Consider the following 18,710-nt stretch of genomic DNA (forward strand, 5'->3'; position numbering starts at 1 on the left):
GATCAATCGAAAAAACGCCGCCCCGACCCTCCCGCATCTACGCTCCAAGAGCCACCGTCGAGCGGTTTCCCGGCGGTGGCCTGTGCCGTATATACTGCGCGCCATTGTTTGTGGGAGAGCCTTGTGGCCATCGATATTCACTGGATCCGCGACGACAGCGCCCTGGCGGAACATTGCCGGCTCTGGCGTCAACTGCCCTTCGTGGCCCTCGATACCGAGTTCATGCGGGTCGATACCTTCTATCCCAAAGCCGGTTTGATCCAGGTCGGCGACGGGCTCCGTGCCTTCCTCATCGACCCGCTGCTGATCGATGACTGGCGGCCGCTCGCCGAACTGCTCGAAGACCCCGATGTCATCAAGGTCCTGCACGCCTGCAGCGAAGACCTCGAAGTGCTCGCCCGGCTGACCGGCAGCCTGCCGGCACCGCTGTTCGACACGCAACTGGCCGCCGGTTACCTCAACCTCGGTTTCTCCATGGGCTACTCGCGTCTGGTCCAGGAAGTCCTGGGCATCGAGCTGCCCAAGGGCGAAACCCGCTCCGACTGGTTGCAGCGCCCGCTCTCCGACACCCAGATCAGCTATGCCGCGGAAGATGCCGTGCACCTGGCCGAGCTCTACGAGCGCCTGCGTCCGCAGCTCAGCGACGACAAGAACGCCTGGGTGCTGGAAGACGGCGCCGAGCTGGTCGTGCAACTGCGTCGCGAAACCGATCCCTACGAGCTGTACCGCGAGGCCAAGCTGGCCTGGAAGCTTTCCCGAGCCCAACTGGCGGTGCTGCGCGAGCTGTGCGCCTGGCGCGAGATCCAGGCCCGCGAGCGCGACGTACCGCGCAACCGCGTCCTGCGTGAACATGCCATGTGGCCGATGGCGCGGACCCAGCCGGACAACCTGGTGGCCCTGGGCCGCATCGAAGACATGCACCCGCGCACCATCCGCCAGGACGGCGACTTCCTCCTCGACCTGATCAAGCGCACTGGCAGCCTGCCCCCCGGGGAGTGGCCGGCGGCGGTCGCGGAGCCGTTGCCGGTCGAAGCCGCGGCGCTGCTGAAGAAGCTGCGTGCCATCGGCCAGGAACAGGCCGAGCGCCTGAACATCGCCCCGGAGCTGATGCTGCGCAAGAAAACCCTCGAACTGCTGCTCAAGAGCGGCTTCCCCGGGGGACCGTACCAATTGCCCGACTCGCTGCGCGGCTGGCGTCGCGAGCGCATGGGCCAGGCCCTGCTGGATTGCCTGGCCGACGCTGGAGAACCGTCTTGAAACGTATCTGTTCGATCTATCGCAGTCCCCGCAAGCACGAAATGTACCTCTACCTGCTCAAGGCCGACGGCCTGAGCAAGGTGCCGCAAGCCCTGCTGCCGCTGTTCGGCACGCCGCAGCACGCCTTCGACCTGGTGTTGACCCCGGAACGCACCCTGGCCCGCGAGGATATCGCCAAGGTCCTGGAAAACCTCGACACCCAGGGTTATCACCTGCAGATGCCGCCGACCGAGGAGGAGTACATCGAACACCTCCCGGAAGAACTGCTGCGTCGCAACGACCCGGTCTGACCCCTTTCCCCGCAGGACCGACTCTGGCGGTCGGTCCTCCCGCCGTTCTGCAAGGTTGTAATCGATATGCGCGTTCTGATCGCCGAACAGGATCACGCCCTCTATGCCCGCCTGTTGCGCGAGGCTTTACCCGAACTCGACGTCCTGACCAGCGGTGATTCCGCCGAACTGGCGCGCCAGGCCGCGCAGTGCCCGGTGTGGCTGGGCCAGCCCGACCTGCTGGCGAGCCTGCTGCGCCAGGGGCATCGCCCGGACTGGCTGCAGTCGACCTGGGCCGGGATTACCCCGCTGCTGGCCGACGGGCTGTCACGGGACTACCGACTGACCCGTGCCGTGGGCATCTTCGGCCAGGTCATGGCCGAATACGTGCTGACCTACATGCTCGGTCACGAGCGCGAGGTGTTGACCCGCCTGATGAGCCAGGTCGAGCGCAAGTGGGATGGTCGCCCCGGGCGCAGCCTGGAGGGACGCCGGGTGCTGATCGTCGGTACCGGTGATATCGGTTGCGAGGTGGCGCGCTTCCTCGTGCCGTTCGGCTGCAAGCTGTACGGTATCGCCAGCTCGCCGCGGCAACTGGCGCCGTTCATCGAGGTGGCCGGGCTGGAGGATCTCGGGCGTTTGGTCGGGCAGGTGGACTATGTGCTCAACCTGCTGCCGGACACCCCGGCAACGCACGATATCTACGACGCGGCGCTGTTCGCCCGCTTCAATCCGGACGCGCTGTTCATCAACGCCGGGCGCGGCGCGGCGGTGGTCGATGGTGACCTGGTCGAGGCGCTGACCCGGGGCCATCTGGCCGCGGCGGTGATCGATGTCTGCCGGCAGGAGCCGTTGCCGCGCAATCATCCGTTCTGGACGGCCGTGGGGCTGCTGCTGACCGGGCACAGCTCGGCGCCCACCTCGCCGGAGGCGATGGTGCGCTTGTTCGTCGAGAACCTGGGAGCCTATGGGCGGGGCGACGGGTTGCGCGGAGAAGTGGATTTCCAGCGGGGCTATTGATTGACCTCTCACGGGCAAGCCACGTTCTAGTAGGAGCTGGCTTGCCTGCGAAAGGACCGCAAAGCGGTCCCAAAAAGACTTACAAAGTGAAATCACCCTCAGCCGCCAGCTCGTTCAGCGGACGACGCGGGCTCGGCACTTCCCGCGCCTGCAGGTACTCGGCCAGGGTCGCCTTGTCGCCCAGCTTGCCGATCGCCACCGCCGCGTGCAGCGCGTATCCCTCGGGAATCTTCAGCTCCTTGCGGGTCAGCTCCTGGTCGAAGCCGGCCATGCCGTGGGTGTGCCAGCCGCTGATGCTGGCCTGCAGCGCCAGGTGGCCCCAGGCCGAACCGGTATCGAAGGTGTGCCACAGCGCCGGGGTTTCCTCGCTGGCACCCGGGGCGGTGAAGGTGGTCTTGGAGACGATGATCACCAGTGCCGAAGCATGCTGCGCCCAACTGCGGTTGAACTCGTTGAGCAGGCCCAGGTAGCGCTCCCAGCTTGGCGTGTCGCGGCGGGCGTAGAGGAACCGCCAGGGCTGCGAGTTGTACGCCGATGGCGCCCAGCGCGCGGCTTCGAGGAAGCTCAGCAGGGTTTCCTCGCTGATCGCCTCGCCGGTGAAGGCGCGCGGCGACCAGCGCTGGATGAACTGTTCATGAATGGCGTAGTCGGCAATACGTGGGTTGGCGCTCATGGCGGGTTCCTGATGGGGGGATGAGAACTGAAACGATTTGCAAAACTACAACTGTCGCCAGCACCCTGACAAGCGGTCTGGCAAAGCTGCAGCACACGTCCTAGACTGGCGCCGCCTGACAAGGGCTGAAGAATTTTGATACAGGATCACCGCGACATGCTGGCAAGCCCCGAGCCGTTCTGGACCCGCAAGACCCTCGATCAGCTCGACCCCCAGGAATGGGAGTCGCTGTGCGACGGCTGTGGCCTGTGCTGTCTGCAGAAGCTCGAGGACGAAGACGACAACAGCGTCTACTACACGCGGATCGCCTGCAAACTGCTGGACCTCAAGACCTGCCAGTGCAGCGATTACCCGCGCCGCTTCGAGCAGGTGCCGGACTGCATCCAGCTCACCCCGGGCAAGGCCGACCAGTTCAAATGGCTGCCACCCACCTGTGGTTACCGCCTGGTCAGCGAGGGCAAGGATCTGCCGAGCTGGCACCATCTGGTCTGTGGTGACCGCGAGCAGGTCCACGCCCAGCGCATCTCGCAGTCCGGGCGCATGCTCAGCGAGAACAGCGTCGCCGAAGATGACTGGGAAGACTATCTGATATTCCGCGCCAGCTGAGCTGGCGCGTTCCGCGTTCGAACAAGGAGTCGGGCAATGCCTGTGCGTCACCCTCTGGCGTGGGTCGTGTTGCTGTTGGCGAGCAACGCCGCCTGGGCGAAGAAAGTCGACCTGGATTACCACGTGCGCCTGCTGCCGCAGAGCGGCCAGGCCGAGGTGCGCCTGACCCTGGCCGAGGGCGCCCAGGTACGCAGCCTGGATTTCGACCTGGGCAACGAAGGCCTGTACAGCGACTTCAAGGCCGACGGACCGTGGCAACTGCAACCCGACAACCAGCGCGGGCGCTGGCAGCCGGCGTCGGGCAAGGCCAGCCTGAGCTACCGGGTCCGCCTCAACCACAAGCTGCGCAACGGCAGCTACGACAGCCGCATCGCGCCGAACTGGGCGCTGTTCCGTGGCGATGACCTGGTACCGACGGCGCGCCTCGACCAGCAGGACGGTACCGAACTGGTGGCGCGCCTGAGCGTCGATCTGCCCAGTGGCTGGAACAGCATCGAAACCGCCTGGCCACGGGTCGGCAAGCAGCGTTTTCGCATCGACAACCCTTCACGGCTGTTCGACCGGCCGACCGGCTGGATGCTCGCCGGCAATGTCGGTGCGCGGCGGGCGCGGCTCGGCGAAACCGAGGTCAGCGTGGCCGGCCCGTTGGGGCAGGGCCTGCGCCGGATGGATGCGCTGACCTTGCTGACGTTCGTCTGGCCGCAGTATCAGGCGGTGTTCCCGCGCAATCCGCCGAAGCTGCTGCTGGTTGGGGCGCGCGAGCACCTGTGGCGTGGTGCGCGGGCGGCGAACAACTCGATCTACCTCAACAGCGCCACACCGCTGGTCAGCGAAAGCGGTTCCAGTCCGCTGCTGCGTGAGTTGGTGCGGGTGTTCGCGCGGATCGACGACCGCGAGGGCAGCGACTGGATCGGTGAAGGGCTGGCGGAGTATTACGCCACCGAGCTGCTGCGGCGTGCCGGGGGGATCAGCGATGACCGCTATCAGGCGTTGCAGGCGCGTCTGGCCAAGGAGAGCAAGGCGGTGACCACCCTGCGTGGCGAGCAGGTCAATGCGCCGACCATCGCCCGCGCGGTGCTGCTGTTGCAGGCGCTGGACCGGGAAATTCGCATCCACACCCACAACAAGCAATCGCTGGATGATCTGGTCCGGGCGTTGATGCGTCTGAACAGCGTGAATACGGCGGAGTTCGTGCAGTTGGCGGAGCGTGTGCTGGGGCGGGAGTCGGAGGTGTTGCAGAGTGCGTTGTTGCGTTGATCATCGGGCCCGCTTTGCGGGCCTTTCGCGGGCAAGCCACGCTCCTACGGGATTGCGCGGCATCGTAGGAGCGTGGCTTGCCCGCGAAGGGTCGCAAGGCGGCCCCTAGGGTTTGGGACTCACCAGCGAATCATTCCCGGCCACCGTCGCACTTTGGGTCGCCGCCTCGGCCGCATCTTTCAACTGCTTCAACTCGCTCCCGGTGCGTTCGATCTTCGCCCGGATCCCGTCCAGGTCCTGGCGCCCGCGCTCCAGCAGGCTCTTGGCCGAGCAATGCCCGGTCACCCCACGGGCCAATACCGCGCCGCCAATGGCAATCTGAATCAGGCCCAGCAGGCCGCCACGGCGCAGGCCCTTGCCGACCATCACCACCCCGGTGGCCACCGAGCCGGCGCGCTCCCAGCCCTGCACGTTGTGTTCGGGGTCGCTGTGAAAGGGCGTTGGCGGAATCTCGGGCTTCTGGCGCATGGGTGCGGCTCCTCTTGCGTGATGGGGTAGTCAGCAGACCGCCAGCCCGCGGCCGGCGTTCAATCGCTTACTTGAACTTTGGTCCGGACCGGGTGTTGAGGCCCTTGGCCATGCGGTCGTAGAGCACCACGTTGACCGTGGCCGCGAGGTTCATGCAGCCGTTGGTCGGGATGTAGATGGTTTCTTCGCACCAGGCGCGGATGCTGTCGTCCAGGCTGCCGTCCTCGGGGCCGAAGATGTAGATCGCGCGGTCCGGGTGGGTGTATTCCGGCAGCGGGCGCGCGCCATCCACCAGTTCCACGGCCACCGGGGTGCAGCCCAGGGGAATGATCTTCTGCAGGTCGTCGATGCCGATCAGCGGGATGTCGTAGTGCACCCGCTTGGTATCGGTGACGAAGTCGCGGGCACGCTCGTAGCGTTTGCCGGTGTAGAACACCGAATTGACGCCATAGCAGCCGGCGGCGCGCATCACCGAACCGACGTTCTCAGGGGATTTGGGGTTGTACAGGCCGATGCAGCTGTACCTTTTGTTCGCCACGTGCCGGGCCCTTCGCAAAAAAGACGCGATTATACGGGCCCGGGTGCGGGGCGGCGAACCTTAGTCGTCCTTCTTGCCGAGCAGCCCGGCCAGGCCGGCGAACGGGTTATGAGTGGCCTTGGCGATCGACGGCGTGCTCAGCGAGCCTTCGCTGAAGTACTGCTGGTCGGTGTAGCGGGCGTGCTCGTTGTCGTGGCAGTACAGGCACAGCAGCTCCCAGTTGGAGCCGTCCTGGGGATTGTTGTCGTGGTTGTGGTCGCGGTGGTGCACGGTCAGTTCGCTCAGGCGCTTGCCGGAGAACTCACGGGCGCAGCGCCCGCAGACGTGCGGATACATCCTCAGTGCTTTCTGGCGATAGCCTCTTTCATCGTCGCGCTTGGCGTCGGCGAGGATACGGTCGAGCCGTGCGGTGGCGGCGGCGGAGGAAGATTGCGTCATTGTTGTACCTGCTCAGGTGTTTCACGGTTTTGACGTCAGTCTAACGCCACTCCCGCACACTGGGCAGGCAATCCGCCACACGGCGGAGTAGTCTGTAGGACATGACCTCGACCAGGAGCCTCCCATGCGTCTGACGAGCATCCTGCTGTTGTGCCTGGCCAGTGTTGCCAGCGCCCAGGCCGAAGACCTGCAACCGCGGGTCATCGGCCCGGCGCCTGGTGCGCCGGGCACGCCGACGCCCACCCCCTATCCGCAAGTGACGCCACCGCAGGCGCCACGGGCCAACGACGGCCAGCCTGGCGCGCCGCTGTTGCCGCCGATGCCCCTGCCATCACCGCCCAGGGACCAGCCGCTGCCGGGACTGACGCCTGATCCGGACAAAGACAGACCGAAAAGCGGCTAGACCTGCTGCGCCAGCAACTGCCCGTCCACCATGCGCAGGCGCTTCGACAACGCCACCGCCAGGGCGCGAATCACCTTGGCGGCGATCTTCGGTGCATCGTTGAGCATCTTCTCCAGCGCATCCTTGCCCAGGCTGAGCAACTGGCAATCGCTGGCGGCGACGCAGGAGGCCGAGCGCCGCTCACCGTCGAGCACCGCCATTTCGCCGAAGGCGCGACCCTTGCGCAGCACGGCGATTTCCACTTCGCGGCCCTCGGCATCGGTCTTGCGCACCGAAACCTGTCCGGAAACGATGATGCACATGAAGGTGCCCGCATCGCCCTCGCGGAAGATGTCCTGGCCGGCGCTCATGGCGCTGAGGGCGAAGTAGCCGGCGGCCGCGGCGAAGTCGCCGGGCTGCAGTTGGTCGAAGAGGCCGCAGTCCATCAACTGGTCGCGGATTGCATTGTTGAGCAGGGAGGCGTCGGGCATCACGTTCGGTCTTTTCTTGTCGGTCCGGAGGAGATCGCACCGCGACTGCGGTCGCGGCGCAAGCTCAGACAACGAAAAACGCGATTTACACCACATCCAGCTGATTGAGGACGAAGGCGTACTCCAGGGCCACATCGCGCAGGCCCTGATAGCGCCCGCTCATGCCGCCGTGGCCGGCGCCCAGTTCGGTCTTGAGCAGCAGCGGGTTGCTGTCGGTCCTGGTCACGCGCAACTTCGCCACCCATTTGGCCGCTTCCCAGTACTGCACGCGGCTGTCGTTGTAGCCGGCGATCACCAGCATGGCCGGGTAAGCCTGGGCGCTGACGTTCTCGTACGGCGCATAGGCCTTGATCCGCTGGTACACCTCGGGCTCCTGCGGGTTGCCCCATTCGTCGTATTCGGTAACGGTCAGCGGCAGGTCGGGGTCGAGCATGGTGTTGAGGGTGTCGACGAACGGCACTTCGGCAATGGCGACCTTGAACAGCTGCGGACGCTGGTTCAGCACCGCGCCGATCAGCAGGCCGCCGGCGCTGCCGCCGCTGATCGCCAGGCGGCTGGCGCTGGTCACGCCGGTCGCGATCAGGTGCTCGGCGCAGGCGATGAAGTCGCTGAAGGTGTTGGCCTTGTGTTCCTGCTTGCCGGCGCGGTACCAGGCCTCGCCCAGCTCGCCGCCACCGCGCACATGGGCGATGGCGAAGGCCACGCCGCGATCCAGCAGGCTCAGGCGGGCGTGGGAGAACCACGGGTCGAGACTTTCGCCATAGGCGCCGTAGCCGTAGAGATACAGCGGCACCGGACGGCCGACGTCGGCGCGGCGCTGCACCAGGCTGATCGGCACCCGCGTGCCGTCGGTGGCGCGGGCCCACAGGCGCTGGCTGACATAGTCGTCGGCGTCGAAGTCGCCGAGCACCGGGGTCTGCTTGAGGATCTTCTGTGCGCCATCGGCCAGCTCCAGCTGGCGCACCTGGGCCGGACGATTCAGCGCCTCGTAGCGCAGGCGGATGCGCGGGCTGGCGAACTCCAGGCTGTCCTGCACGTAGAGGCTGTAGGCCGCGTCCGGCAGTTGCACGCGGTAGCTCGGCAGGCCCGCCGGGCGGACCTCGATCACCGGCAGGCCACCTTCGCGCAGGCTCAGGGTCAGGGCGCTGGCGTTGAGGGTCAGGCCATCGAGCATGACGTCATCGCGGTGCGGCACCAGCACCCGCCACTGCTCGCGGGTCGGCAGCGAAGCGCTCGGCGCATGGAACAGGGCGAAGTTGATGCCGTCCTGGTTGCTGCGCACGAACCAGTGCCATTCGCCGTCCAGCTTGCCGTGGTCGACGTCGTATTCGTGACCCTCGACCCGTGGCGCGATGCACTGGAATGCCTGTTCCGGGGTATCGGCATCGAGGACCCAGGATTCGCTGGTGGTCTTGCTGTTGAGTGCCAGCACCAGTTGGCGTTCGGAGCTGGCGCGGTAGCAGTGCAGGAAGAAACGCCCGTCGTGTTCCTCGAACACGGTGTCGGCACCCGCGCTGCCGAGTCGGTGGCGACGCAGGCGGAATGGCCGGTGGGTGTCGTCCAGTTCGGTGAAGAACAGGGTCTGGCTGTCGTTGGCCCAGGTCATGCTGCCGTCGCAGTCGTCGAACGGCAGTTCGTTGAGGGTGCCGTCGGCCAGTTCCTTCACGTACAGGGTGTAGATCTCGTCGCCGCTGGTATCCAGGCTGTAGGCCAGGCGCTGGTGGTCCGGGCTGACGTTGAAGGCGCCAAGGCTGAGAAAACCGCCGGCGGCCAGCACGTTGGGATCCAGCAGCAGTTCCTCGCGGCTTTCGTCGACGCTGTTGGAGTCGTCCGCCGGGCGCGGGCAGCGATAGTGCCGCGGGTATTCGTCGCCGGCGGTGGTGCGCGTGTAGTACAGGTACGGGCCCCAGGGCGAGGGCAGCGACAGGTCGGTTTCGAGGATGCGGGCCTTGATCTCCTCGAACAGTTGCTCGCGCAGTGGCGCCTGATCGGCCAGTTGCGCTTCCTGGAAGGCATTCTCCGCTTCCAGGTAGGCCATCACCTCGGGCGTGTCGCGTTGCTGCAGCCAGGCATAGGGATCGGCACCGTCGTCGCGGCGGGCGAGCGGGGCAGAAAGGGCTGGGGCAGAGGAGGGCATGTGCGGTTCCTTGGCTGGGGGGCGCCTGCGCGCGGAAAAATCGTTATCATAAGCGCCTGTTTGCCTACCTTCCACGGACGCCATGACCGAAAACGATTATCTGTACGCCTGGGGACTGTATGCCCTGGCTGCCCTGGGTTGCCTGTGGGTGGGTTTCCGTATCACCGGCTGGATGTGGCGCTGGCTGCGCGAGCCGCTGCGCCTGCTGCTGGCGGTACTGCTGCTGACCCCGACCATCGTCGATCCGGCCAAGGACCTGTTCGCCCCGGCCATCGCCATCAGCGCCCTCGATCTGGCCTTCAAGGTCGGCAACAACGTCTGGCGTGCCGCCGCGGACCTGGCGATGTACGGCATGATCGCCTTCGCCCTGTACCTGATCTTCGTCGCCATCCGCATGCCGCTGGAGGCTCGCGGCCGGGCCCGTCGCGAGCGCGCCGAAGCGGCGGCCAGGCGGGATGCCGAGGAAGTCATGGCCGAGCCTGCGGACAGCCGCGAGCGCTATCGCAACGAACCGCCGGAGCCGCCGCTGGGCGGCCCGCGTCAGCGTCTCGAACCGCGTCTCTGAGCGCAGCCCTGGAGCGACCCGAACATGTGTGAACTGCTGGGCATGAGCGCCAACGTCCCTACCGATATCGTCTTCAGCTTCACCGGCCTGATGCAGCGCGGCGGCCGCACCGGCCCGCACCGCGACGGCTGGGGCATCGGCTTCTACGAAGGCCGCGGCCTGCGGGTGTTCCAGGACCCGGCGGCAAGCTGCGAATCGGAAGTCGCCAACCTGGTGCAGCGGTACCCGATCAAGAGCGAAGTGGTCATCGGCCATATCCGCCAGGCCAACGTCGGCAAGGTCTGCCTGTCCAACACCCACCCGTTCGTCCGCGAACTGTGGGGACGCAACTGGTGCTTCGCGCACAACGGCCAGCTGGCCGGCCTCGACGGTCTGCGCACCTTCTACCGGCCGATTGGCGACACCGACAGCGAAGCGGCGTTCTGCGACCTGCTCAACCGTATCCGCGAAGCCTTCCCCGAGCCGGTGGAGGCCGAGCAACTGCTGCCGGTGCTGCGGCAGGCCTGCGCCGAGTACCGCGGCAAGGGCGTGTTCAACTGCCTGCTCAGCGATGGCGACTGGCTGTTCTGCTTCTGCTCGACCAAGCTGGTGCATATCACCCGGCGCGCGCCGTTCGGCCCGGCGCGGCTCAAGGACGTCGACATGATCGTCGACTTCCACGCCGAAACCACACCCGATGACGTGGTCACGGTCATCACCACCGAAGCGCTCACCGAGAACGAAACCTGGCAGCGTTACCAGCCCGGCGAGTGGGGCCTGTGGCGCAAGGGCGAATGCATCGCCCAGGGCCAGACCAGCTAAGGACGGGCACATGCTCAGAAGCTACCTGCGGTTGATCCTGTTCACATGCGGCCTGTTGCTGGGCATTCAGGTTCCCGGCCTGATCAACGACTACAGCCAGCGCGTGCAGGCGCACCTGCTGGAGTCGCGGGAGGGCCTGAAGGGCTTCCAGCAGACCGCGCAGCGTTTCTTCAAGGGCGACCTGCAGGCCCTGGTGCGGCATTACCGCGCCAGCGACGATCCGGTGTTCCAGAGCGATGCCGAGAGCATCGACAGCCTGGTCAGCCGCAACCGCATGCTCGAGGGCGAGTGGCAGGCACTGCAGGCCGGATGGGCCAGTCGCACCCTGCATGTGCTGACCCAGCCGGACCCGGCGATCCGCGAGGAAACCCTCAAGGGCTACAGCTACCAGATTCTCCTCACGCCGGAAGCGGCGGGCTGGGGCCTGAGTTGCGCGTTGCTGTTCGCGCTGGTGGTGGAAAGCCTGTTGCTGCTGGTCGGCTGGGTGATCATGGGTGGTCGGCGCAAGGCCGTGCAGCCCAGCTGGCGTTAACCTCTTTTCGGAGCCCCTGCCGTGAGCCGTCTGCTACTGAACTGCGATATGGGCGAAAGCTTTGGCAACTGGACGATGGGTCTGGATGCCGAGGTCATGCCCTTCGTCGACTGCGCCAACATCGCCTGCGGTTTTCACGCCGGCGATCCCGGGATCATGCGCCAGACCGTGGCCCTGGCCGTGGCGAACAAGGTCAGGATCGGCGCCCATCCGTCCTACCCCGACCTGGTCGGCTTCGGCCGCCGCTCCATGGCTTGCAGCAACGAGGAAATCCGCGACCTGCTGCATTACCAGATCGGCGCGCTGGACGGCATCTGCCGGGTCCAGGGCAGCCGTGTGGCCTACGTCAAACCCCATGGCGCGCTGTACAACGACATGATGGCCGACCATGGCAAGCTGCGTGCCGTGCTCGAAGCCGTGGCCGCCTACGACCGGCACTTGCCGCTGATGCTCATGGCCACCGCCGACGACAGCGCGGCGCGGGCGCTGGGTGACGAACTGGGCGTGACCCTGTGGTTCGAAGCCTTCGCCGATCGCGCCTATGACGCCGCCGGCCGCCTGCTCTCCCGACGCCTGCCAGGGGCGGTGCATCACGATCCGGCGCTGATCGTCGAGCAGGCCCTGCGCCTGGCCCGGGGCGAGGCGCTGAGCGCCAGCGACGGCAGTGCCGTGCGACTGCGTGCGCAGACCCTCTGCGTGCATGGCGACAACGACAGCTCGCTGGCGGCGGTACGGCAGATCCGCCAGGCCCTGGATGCCCTGACCGCCTCATGAAGCCGCGTATCGAAGTGGTCGCCCTCGACGCACTGATGGTGCGGCTGTTCGATACCATCGACGAAGCCAACATGCCCTGGATGCTCGCCGCCAGCCACAGGCTGCGGGCGACGTTCGGCGCACGGCTGGTCGAACTGGTGCCGTCCTACACGACGCTGATGGTGCAGTTCGACTGCGCGCCGGGTGAGGCGCGGGCGCTGGTCGCCGAGGCGTTGCGCGACCTGCGGCCCGACAGCGGCCAGGGCGGGCGGTCCATGCGGATGGCGGTGTGGTACGACGCCAGCGTCGGGCCGGAACTGCCGGTGCTGGCGGCGCGTTGCGGGGTCGGCGAGGCGGAAATCATCAAGCGGCACACGGGCCGCGAGTATCAGGTGTTCGCCCTGGGCTTCGCGCCCGGGTTCGCCTTCATGGGGCTGGTGGAGGAGTCCCTGGCCGCGCCGCGCCTGGCCACCCCGCGCAAGCGCGTGGCGGCGGGCAGCGTGGGGATTGCCGAGCGGCAGACCGCCGCTTACCCGGCCCTGTCCCCCGGCGGCTGGAACCTGATCGGGCGTACCCCGGCGCCGTTGTTCGATCGTCAGCGTGACGGCTACAGCCTGTTGCAGCCGGGGGATCGGGTGCGCTTCGTGGCGATCGAACGGGACGAATTCGTCAGGCTGGGCGGCGACGACACGCCGCTGGAGGAGCGCTCGTGAGTCGTCTGCGTATCGAAGCCAGCACGCCGCTGTGCCAGCTGCAGGACAGCGGGCGTTTCGGCGTTCGTCATCTTGGCGTGACCCAGGGTGGATCGCTGGACTGGGTATCGGCGCGTTGGGCCAACTGGTTGCTGGATAATCCGGCGGATGCGCCGGTGGTGGAGATCACCCTGGGTGGTTTTGCCGTGGTGGCCGAGGCGGATTGCCAACTGGCCCTGGCGGGCGCGGACCTCGATGCGCGGGTCGATGGCGAGCCGCTGAAACCCTGGCGCAGCTTCACCCTGCGCAAGGGCCGGCGTTTGCAGTTCAGCCAGCCATTGCAGGGCGCGCGGGCCTACCTGGCGGCGCCGGGAGGGTTCGTTGCACCCCGGGTGCTGGGCAGTTGCGCCACGGTGGTACGCGAAGGGCTGGGCGGGCCGGACGCGGCCGGGCGGGCGCTGGCCAAGGGCGATGAGCTGCACTTCGAAGGGCGATCACAGGGGCGTGGCGACGTGCCTGAAGCGTTGCGTCCGTGCCTGGCGGGGGTGGCCTGTCTGGATCTGGTGATGGGCGCGCAGTTGGGCGAGTTCAGCGGGCAGAGCCTGTTCGACCTGTTCAACAGCGACTGGACGCTGGACAGTCGCGGCGACCGCATGGGCATACGCCTGACCGGGCCGGTGTTGCGCTACCAGGGCCAGCCGATGATTTCCGAGGGCATCCCGCTGGGCGCGGTGCAGGTGCCGCCGGACGGGCAGCCGATCGTGTTGCTCAATGACCGGCAGACGATTGGCGGGTATCCGCGGCTGGGGGCGTTGACGCCGCTGGCGGTGGCACGGTTGGCGCAGTGTCTGCCGGGGGAGAAGGTGCGGTTCAGGGCGGTGGTGCAGGCGTTGGCGTGGGGCGAGATGCAGAATTGGTTTGCGGGCGTGCCCCTGTAGGAGCGTGGCTTGCCCGCGAAGGACCGTGCAGCGGTCCCGGACCTCACCGCTATCAGGGACCGCTACGCGGTCCTTCGCAGGCAAGCCAGCTCCTACAGAGGACCGCGCAGGCAGACCATTACTTGGAGAGGAACCGCATCCCTTCTTCCAGCCCCTGCAAGGTCAGCGGATACATCCGGTCCTCGATCAGTTCGCGGACGATATTGGTCGACGACGTGTAGTTCCAGGTGTTCTTCGGATACGGGTTGATCCAGATGAGCTTCTTGAACTTCTCCATGAAGCGCTGCATCCACACATACCCGGCTTCCTCGTTCCAGTGCTCGACGCTACCCCCCGGCTGGGTGATCTCGTAGGGCGCCATGGCCGCATCGCCGACGAACACCACCTTGTAGTCGGCGCCGTACTTGTGCAGCAGGTCCAGGGTCGAGGTGCGCTCCGAGGTGCGGCGCAGGTTGTTCTTCCACACCGACTCGTAGACGAAGTTGTGGAAGTAGTAGTACTCCAGGTGCTTGAACTCGGTCTTGCACGCGGAGAACAGCTCTTCGCAGATCTTCACGTGGGCATCCATCGAACCGCCGATATCGAACAGCAGCAACAGCTTCACGCTGTTGCGCCGCTCCGGGCGCATCTGGATGTTGAGCAGGCCGGCATCGCGGGCGGTGTGGTCGATGGTGCCGTCGATATCCAGCTCGTCCGCGGCGCCCTGGCGGGCGAACTTGCGCAGCCGGCGCAGGGCCAGCTTGATGTTGCGCGTGCCCAGTTCGACCTGGTCGTCGAGGTTCTTGTACTCGCGCTGGTCCCAGACTTTCACCGCCTTGCCCTGGCGCTTGCCGGCATCGCCGATGCGAATGCCTTCCGGGTTGAAACCGCCCGAACCGAACGGGCTGGTGCCACCGGTGCCGATCCACTTGTTGCCGCCGGCATGGCGTTCCTTCTGTTCTTCCAGGCGTTTCTTGAACTCTTCGATCAGCTTGTCCAGCCCGCCGAGGGACTGGATCTGCGCACGTTCCTCGTCCGTCAGCGAGCGCTCGAACTCCTTGCGCAGCCAGTCTTCGGGAATCAGCGCCTCAAGGTGCCGATCGAGGTTTTCCAGCCCCTTGAAGTAGGCGGAAAAGGCCCGGTCGAACTTGTCGAAATGCCGTTCGTCCTTCACCAGGATGGCCCGCGACAGGTAGTAGAACTCGTCCATGTCGGCGAAGGTGACCCGTTGCTTCAGGGCATTGAGCAGGTCGAGCAGTTCGCGCACCGACACCGGCACCTTCGCCGCGCGCATTTCATTGAACAGATTGAGCAGCATGGCGATCGCCCCCGTGGCTTCAGCGGTTGCCGCGACGGCTCATGAAGGCCAGGCGTTCGAGCAGTTGCACGTCCTGTTCGTTCTTCACCAGGGCGCCGGCCAGCGGCGGGATGGCCTTGGTCGGATCGCGCTCGCGCAGTACGGCCTCGCCGATGTTGTCGGCCATCAGCAGCTTGAGCCAGTCCACCAGTTCCGAGGTCGAGGGCTTTTTCTTCAGGCCCGGAACCTTGCGCACGTCGAAGAACACGTCCAGCGCCTCGCTGACCAGGTCCTTCTTGATGTTGGGGTAGTGCACGTCGACGATCTGCTGCAGGGTGTCGCGGTCGGGGAAGGCGATGTAGTGGAAGAAGCAGCGGCGCAGGAAGGCGTCAGGCAATTCCTTCTCGTTGTTCGAGGTGATGATGATGATCGGGCGCTGTTTGGCCTTGATCGTCTCGTCGGTCTCGTAAACGTAGAACTCCATCTTGTCCAGTTCCTGCAACAGGTCGTTGGGGAACTCGATGTCGGCCTTGTCGATTTCGTCGATCAGCAGGATCACCCGCTCCTCGGCCTCGAAGGCTTCCCACAGCTTGCCTTTCTTCAGGTAGTTGCGCACGTCGTGGACCTTGTCCACGCCCAACTGCGAATCGCGCAGGCGGCTGACCGCATCGTATTCATACAGGCCCTGGTGGGCCTTGGTGGTGGACTTGATGTGCCAGGTGATCAGCTTGGCGCCGAAGGACGCCGCCAGTTGCTCGGCGAGCATGGTCTTGCCGGTGCCCGGCTCACCCTTGACCAGCAGCGGTCGTTCCAGGGTGATCGCCGCGTTGACCGCCAGTTTCAGGTCGTCTGTGGCGACGTATGCGCTGGTGCCTTCGAACTTCATCTGTCCATCCTCGTTGCGAATGCCAGGGGGCTTGGCCCTGGTGGAAAATTGTCATACGCGACTATAACGCGCGTCCTACAGGAGTGGGAACGCAGACGGCCCATTCAGTCTCTGAATGGGCCGTCACTCGGTGGCTCGGTCAGACTTGGGCGGCGAACGCTCGCAGCGTGCGTCGAAGGCTTCGATGAAGCCGTTGCGCAGGATCCGCGGGAAGCATTTCATCGGCCTCTTGCGGAATGCGGAGGGACACGGATGAACGGTTGGCCCGAGGCGCCCCGACGGAGTTTCACCGGGGTAGACGCCCTTCCGGGGCAGGCTTACCCTTGAGGTTTTCGCTCGGTGCCAAAAGGACCTCCTGCCATGAGCCGTATCTTCGCTGACAACGCCCATTCCATCGGTAATACGCCGTTGGTGCAGATCAACCGCATCGCCCCGCGCGGCGTGACCATCCTGGCCAAGATCGAGGGGCGCAACCCGGGTTATTCGGTCAAGTGCCGGATCGGCGCGAACATGGTCTGGGACGCGGAAAGCAGCGGCAAGCTCAAGCCGGGCATGACCATCGTCGAGCCGACGTCGGGCAACACCGGTATCGGCCTGGCCTTCGTCGCCGCCGCCCGCGGCTACAAGCTGCTGCTGACCATGCCGGCGTCGATGAGCATCGAGCGGCGCAAGGTCCTCAAGGCCCTGGGCGCCGAACTGGTCCTGACCGAACCGGCCAAGGGCATGAAAGGCGCCATCGAGAAGGCCAGCGAGATCCTCGCCAGCGACCCGGGCAAATACTTCATGCCGGGCCAGTTCGACAACCCGGCCAACCCGGCGATCCACGAGAAGACCACCGGCCCGGAAATCTGGAACGACACCGATGGCGCGGTGGACGTGCTGGTCGCCGGCGTCGGCACCGGCGGCACCATCACCGGTGTGTCGCGCTACATCAAGCAGACCCAGGGCAAGGCGATTCTCTCCGTGGCGGTCGAGCCCGTGGTGTCGCCGGTGATCACCCAGGCGCGGGCCGGTGATGAGATCAAGCCGAGCCCGCACAAGATCCAGGGGATCGGGGCCGGCTTCGTGCCGAAGAACCTCGACCTGGCCATGGTCGACCAGGTGGAACTGGTCACCGACGACGAATCCAAGGCCATGGCCCTGCGCCTGATGCAGGAGGAGGGGATTCTCTGCGGGATTTCCTGTGGCGCCGCCATGGCTGCCGCCGTGCGCCTGGCCGAGAAGCCGGAAATGCAGGGCAAGACGATCGTGGTGATCCTGCCGGACTCCGGTGAGCGTTACCTGTCCAGCATGCTGTTCAGCGACCTGTTCACCGAACAGGAAAACCAGCAGTAGGAACCCGCCGTTTGATCCCGGGCAATGATCCGGCGCCGGGTTTATTGCACAATTCCCAATACTGTATGTCAGGCCCCGGTTGTTTTTACCGGGGCCTGTTCGGTTTATCATGGACGATTTCCGGCGCCGAGCCCGAACGAAATTTCCTAGGAGTTTTGAATGACTTTTTCCTTCGTCGCCAAGGCAGGCGTGCTGCTGCTGTTCTTCGGCAGCGTCCTGTTCGTGCACCTACGCGGCAAGGCGCGGCTGCCGGTGCTGCGCCAGTTCGTCAACCATTCGGCGCTGTTCGCTCCCTACAACTCGCTGATGTACCTGTTTTCCGGAGTACCGTCCAAGCCGTACCTGGACCGTGAGCGCTTCCCCGAGCTGGACGTGCTGAAGAACAACTGGGAAACCATTCGCGAAGAGGCCATGCACCTGTTCGACGAGGGCTACATCCGTGCCGCCGAGAAGGACAACGACGCCGGCTTCGGTTCGTTCTTCAAGAAGGGCTGGAAGCGCTTCTACCTGAAGTGGTACGACAAGGCCCTGCCATCGGCCGAGTTGCTGTGCCCCAAGACCGTCGAACTGGTCAACAGCATTCCCAACGTCAAGGGCGCGATGTTCGCCCTGCTGCCCGGTGGCAGCCACCTGAACCCGCACCGTGACCCGTTCGCCGGTTCCCTGCGTTATCACCTGGGCCTGGCCACGCCGAACTCGGACAACTGCCGCATCTACGTCGACGGCCAGCCTTACGCCTGGCGCGACGGTGAGGACGTGATGTTCGACGAAACCTACGTGCACTGGGTGAAGAACGAAACCGAGACGACCCGGGTGATCCTGTTCTGCGACGTCGAGCGTCCGCTGAGCAGCCCGTTGATGACCCGGATCAACCGCAAGGTCAGCGCTTTCCTCGGCCGTGCCACCGCGCCGCAGAACACTGACGACGAGCGGGTTGGCGGGATCAACCAGGCCTATGCCTGGAGCAAGAAGTTCAGCAATGTCATCAGCGCCCGGGTGAAGACCTTCAAGCGCGCCAATCCGAAGGCCTACCGCGTGCTGCGGCCGGTGCTGGCGGTGGTGGTGGCCTGGCTGCTGTATCGCTGGCTGTTCTGATCGGCTCTCCCGTAGGAGCGCGGCTTGCCCGCGAAGGACCGCAACGCGGTCCCATTGGGATGTCATCGGGGACCGCTTTGCGGTCCTTTCGCGGGCAAGCCACGCTCCTACAGGGCAGTGCGCGGCAATTGAACTGGAGCTTGCGCTATCAAATGGCCAGGCCTATAGTCCCCAGCACTTTCTCTTCACCGAAGACTCGCTCATGCCTGCTTCCCCTGTAACCCCAGTACTCGCTGCCGCGCTCGACGCGGTGGTTGTCGTGCGCGGGATTCAGCAGCCGGTCATCAGCCAGTCCCCACCT

22 protein-coding genes are annotated in these 18,710 nt (G+C 65.7%); 14 read left to right on the plus strand and 8 right to left on the minus strand.

The features are described 5' to 3' along the window. Positions 1-123 precede the first annotated feature (123 nt). The 3 genes from rnd to CHB99_RS14445 all read left to right on the plus strand — a co-directional run bounded on the left by rnd (position 124) and on the right by CHB99_RS14445 (position 2,546). Positions 124-1,257 (plus strand): ribonuclease D, encoded by a 1,134-nt coding sequence (rnd, locus tag CHB99_RS14435; RefSeq protein WP_042126637.1) that lies wholly within the window; start codon positions 124-126, stop codon positions 1,255-1,257. Continuing rightward, positions 1,254-1,547, plus strand: a complete 294-nt coding sequence (locus CHB99_RS14440) for a YcgL domain-containing protein (protein WP_042126635.1) — start codon at positions 1,254-1,256, stop codon at positions 1,545-1,547. Before rnd ends, CHB99_RS14440 begins: the two co-directional genes overlap by 4 nt. A 66-nt stretch (positions 1,548-1,613) precedes the next feature. Beyond that, on the plus strand, positions 1,614-2,546 hold the full coding sequence (locus CHB99_RS14445; protein WP_042126633.1) for a D-2-hydroxyacid dehydrogenase: 933 nt from the start codon (positions 1,614-1,616) through the stop codon (positions 2,544-2,546). A 79-nt stretch (positions 2,547-2,625) separates the two neighbouring features. Here the strand turns inward: CHB99_RS14445 and CHB99_RS14450 are convergent, their stop codons facing one another. Then, positions 2,626-3,219: a nitroreductase family protein gene (locus CHB99_RS14450; protein ID WP_042126631.1), complete on the minus strand. Its 594-nt coding sequence runs from the start codon at positions 3,217-3,219 to the stop codon at positions 2,626-2,628. A gap of 156 nt (positions 3,220-3,375) precedes the next feature. Here CHB99_RS14450 and CHB99_RS14455 point away from each other — a divergent pair, with 156 nt between their 5' ends. Both CHB99_RS14455 and CHB99_RS14460 read left to right on the plus strand, forming a co-directional pair. After that, positions 3,376-3,825: a YcgN family cysteine cluster protein gene (locus tag CHB99_RS14455; protein WP_042126629.1), complete on the plus strand. Its 450-nt coding sequence runs from the start codon at positions 3,376-3,378 to the stop codon at positions 3,823-3,825. Positions 3,826-3,861: 36 nt separating this feature from the next. Next, positions 3,862-5,082 (plus strand): hypothetical protein, encoded by a 1,221-nt coding sequence (locus CHB99_RS14460; protein ID WP_089266545.1) that lies wholly within the window; start codon positions 3,862-3,864, stop codon positions 5,080-5,082. Positions 5,083-5,187: 105 nt separating this feature from the next. Here CHB99_RS14460 and CHB99_RS14465 read toward each other — a convergent pair whose 3' ends face one another. The 3 genes from CHB99_RS14465 to CHB99_RS14475 form a co-directional block, all read right to left on the minus strand. Continuing rightward, positions 5,188-5,550: a YgaP family membrane protein gene (locus CHB99_RS14465; RefSeq protein ID WP_042126627.1), complete on the minus strand. Its 363-nt coding sequence runs from the start codon at positions 5,548-5,550 to the stop codon at positions 5,188-5,190. A gap of 67 nt (positions 5,551-5,617) precedes the next feature. Beyond that, a complete protein-coding gene (locus CHB99_RS14470; protein ID WP_042126625.1) occupies positions 5,618-6,088 on the minus strand; it encodes an RNA methyltransferase in 471 nt (156 codons plus the stop codon). Positions 6,089-6,148: 60 nt separating this feature from the next. Beyond that, entirely contained in the window at positions 6,149-6,526 is a 378-nt protein-coding gene (locus CHB99_RS14475) for a YajD family HNH nuclease (protein WP_042126623.1), read from the minus strand. Between the two features lie 124 nt (positions 6,527-6,650). Here CHB99_RS14475 and CHB99_RS14480 point away from each other — a divergent pair, with 124 nt between their 5' ends. Further along, positions 6,651-6,929 carry a hypothetical protein gene (locus CHB99_RS14480; protein ID WP_042126620.1) on the plus strand — a complete coding sequence of 93 codons (279 nt, stop codon included), beginning with the start codon at positions 6,651-6,653 and terminating at the stop codon, positions 6,927-6,929. Here CHB99_RS14480 and CHB99_RS14485 read toward each other — a convergent pair. Together CHB99_RS14485 and CHB99_RS14490 are read right to left on the minus strand one after the other, a co-directional pair. Continuing rightward, on the minus strand, positions 6,926-7,399 hold the full coding sequence (locus CHB99_RS14485) for a Crp/Fnr family transcriptional regulator (RefSeq protein WP_042126618.1): 474 nt from the start codon (positions 7,397-7,399) through the stop codon (positions 6,926-6,928). The genes CHB99_RS14480 and CHB99_RS14485 overlap by 4 nt on opposite strands. Before the next feature lie 85 nt (positions 7,400-7,484). Beyond that, entirely contained in the window at positions 7,485-9,536 is a 2,052-nt protein-coding gene (locus CHB99_RS14490) for a S9 family peptidase (protein WP_042126616.1), read from the minus strand. An 82-nt stretch (positions 9,537-9,618) separates the two neighbouring features. Between CHB99_RS14490 and CHB99_RS14495 the strand changes: the two genes are divergently transcribed. Genes CHB99_RS14495 through CHB99_RS14520 form a run of 6 tightly spaced genes read left to right on the plus strand, consistent with a single transcriptional unit; the run spans position 9,619 to position 13,817 of the window. Next, positions 9,619-10,101 carry a hypothetical protein gene (locus tag CHB99_RS14495; protein WP_042126614.1) on the plus strand — a complete coding sequence of 161 codons (483 nt, stop codon included), beginning with the start codon at positions 9,619-9,621 and terminating at the stop codon, positions 10,099-10,101. 24 nt (positions 10,102-10,125) lie between these two features. Next, entirely contained in the window at positions 10,126-10,902 is a 777-nt protein-coding gene (locus tag CHB99_RS14500; protein WP_042126612.1) for a class II glutamine amidotransferase, read from the plus strand. 10 nt (positions 10,903-10,912) lie between these two features. Continuing rightward, positions 10,913-11,434 carry a DUF2937 family protein gene (locus CHB99_RS14505; protein WP_042126611.1) on the plus strand — a complete coding sequence of 174 codons (522 nt, stop codon included), beginning with the start codon at positions 10,913-10,915 and terminating at the stop codon, positions 11,432-11,434. Between the two features lie 21 nt (positions 11,435-11,455). Continuing rightward, positions 11,456-12,208, plus strand: a complete 753-nt coding sequence (locus CHB99_RS14510; RefSeq protein WP_084702818.1) for a 5-oxoprolinase subunit PxpA — start codon at positions 11,456-11,458, stop codon at positions 12,206-12,208. Beyond that, the gene (gene pxpB, locus CHB99_RS14515) at positions 12,205-12,900 is read left to right on the plus strand and encodes a 5-oxoprolinase subunit PxpB (RefSeq protein WP_042126608.1); all 696 of its coding nucleotides are present in this window, start codon (positions 12,205-12,207) and stop codon (positions 12,898-12,900) included. The genes CHB99_RS14510 and pxpB overlap by 4 nt, the downstream gene beginning before the upstream one ends. Next, entirely contained in the window at positions 12,897-13,817 is a 921-nt protein-coding gene (locus CHB99_RS14520; RefSeq protein ID WP_042126606.1) for a 5-oxoprolinase subunit C family protein, read from the plus strand. The genes pxpB and CHB99_RS14520 overlap by 4 nt, the downstream gene beginning before the upstream one ends. A 118-nt stretch (positions 13,818-13,935) precedes the next feature. On the opposite strand, the gene CHB99_RS14525 is transcribed toward CHB99_RS14520, so the two are convergent. Both CHB99_RS14525 and CHB99_RS14530 read right to left on the minus strand, forming a co-directional pair. Then, positions 13,936-15,114: a vWA domain-containing protein gene (locus CHB99_RS14525; RefSeq protein ID WP_042126604.1), complete on the minus strand. Its 1,179-nt coding sequence runs from the start codon at positions 15,112-15,114 to the stop codon at positions 13,936-13,938. A 19-nt stretch (positions 15,115-15,133) separates the two neighbouring features. After that, positions 15,134-15,979: an AAA family ATPase gene (locus CHB99_RS14530; protein WP_042126600.1), complete on the minus strand. Its 846-nt coding sequence runs from the start codon at positions 15,977-15,979 to the stop codon at positions 15,134-15,136. 360 nt (positions 15,980-16,339) lie between these two features. Here CHB99_RS14530 and cysK point away from each other — a divergent pair, with 360 nt between their 5' ends. Further along, a complete protein-coding gene (gene cysK / locus CHB99_RS14535; RefSeq protein WP_042126597.1) occupies positions 16,340-17,314 on the plus strand; it encodes a cysteine synthase A in 975 nt (324 codons plus the stop codon). A gap of 159 nt (positions 17,315-17,473) precedes the next feature. After that, positions 17,474-18,409, plus strand: a complete 936-nt coding sequence (locus CHB99_RS14540; protein WP_042126595.1) for an aspartyl/asparaginyl beta-hydroxylase domain-containing protein — start codon at positions 17,474-17,476, stop codon at positions 18,407-18,409. Positions 18,410-18,710: the final 301 nt, after the last annotated feature.

The organism is Pseudomonas japonica, from assembly GCF_900188455.1.
In the GTDB taxonomy this organism is placed as follows: domain Bacteria; phylum Pseudomonadota; class Gammaproteobacteria; order Pseudomonadales; family Pseudomonadaceae; genus Aquipseudomonas; species Aquipseudomonas japonica.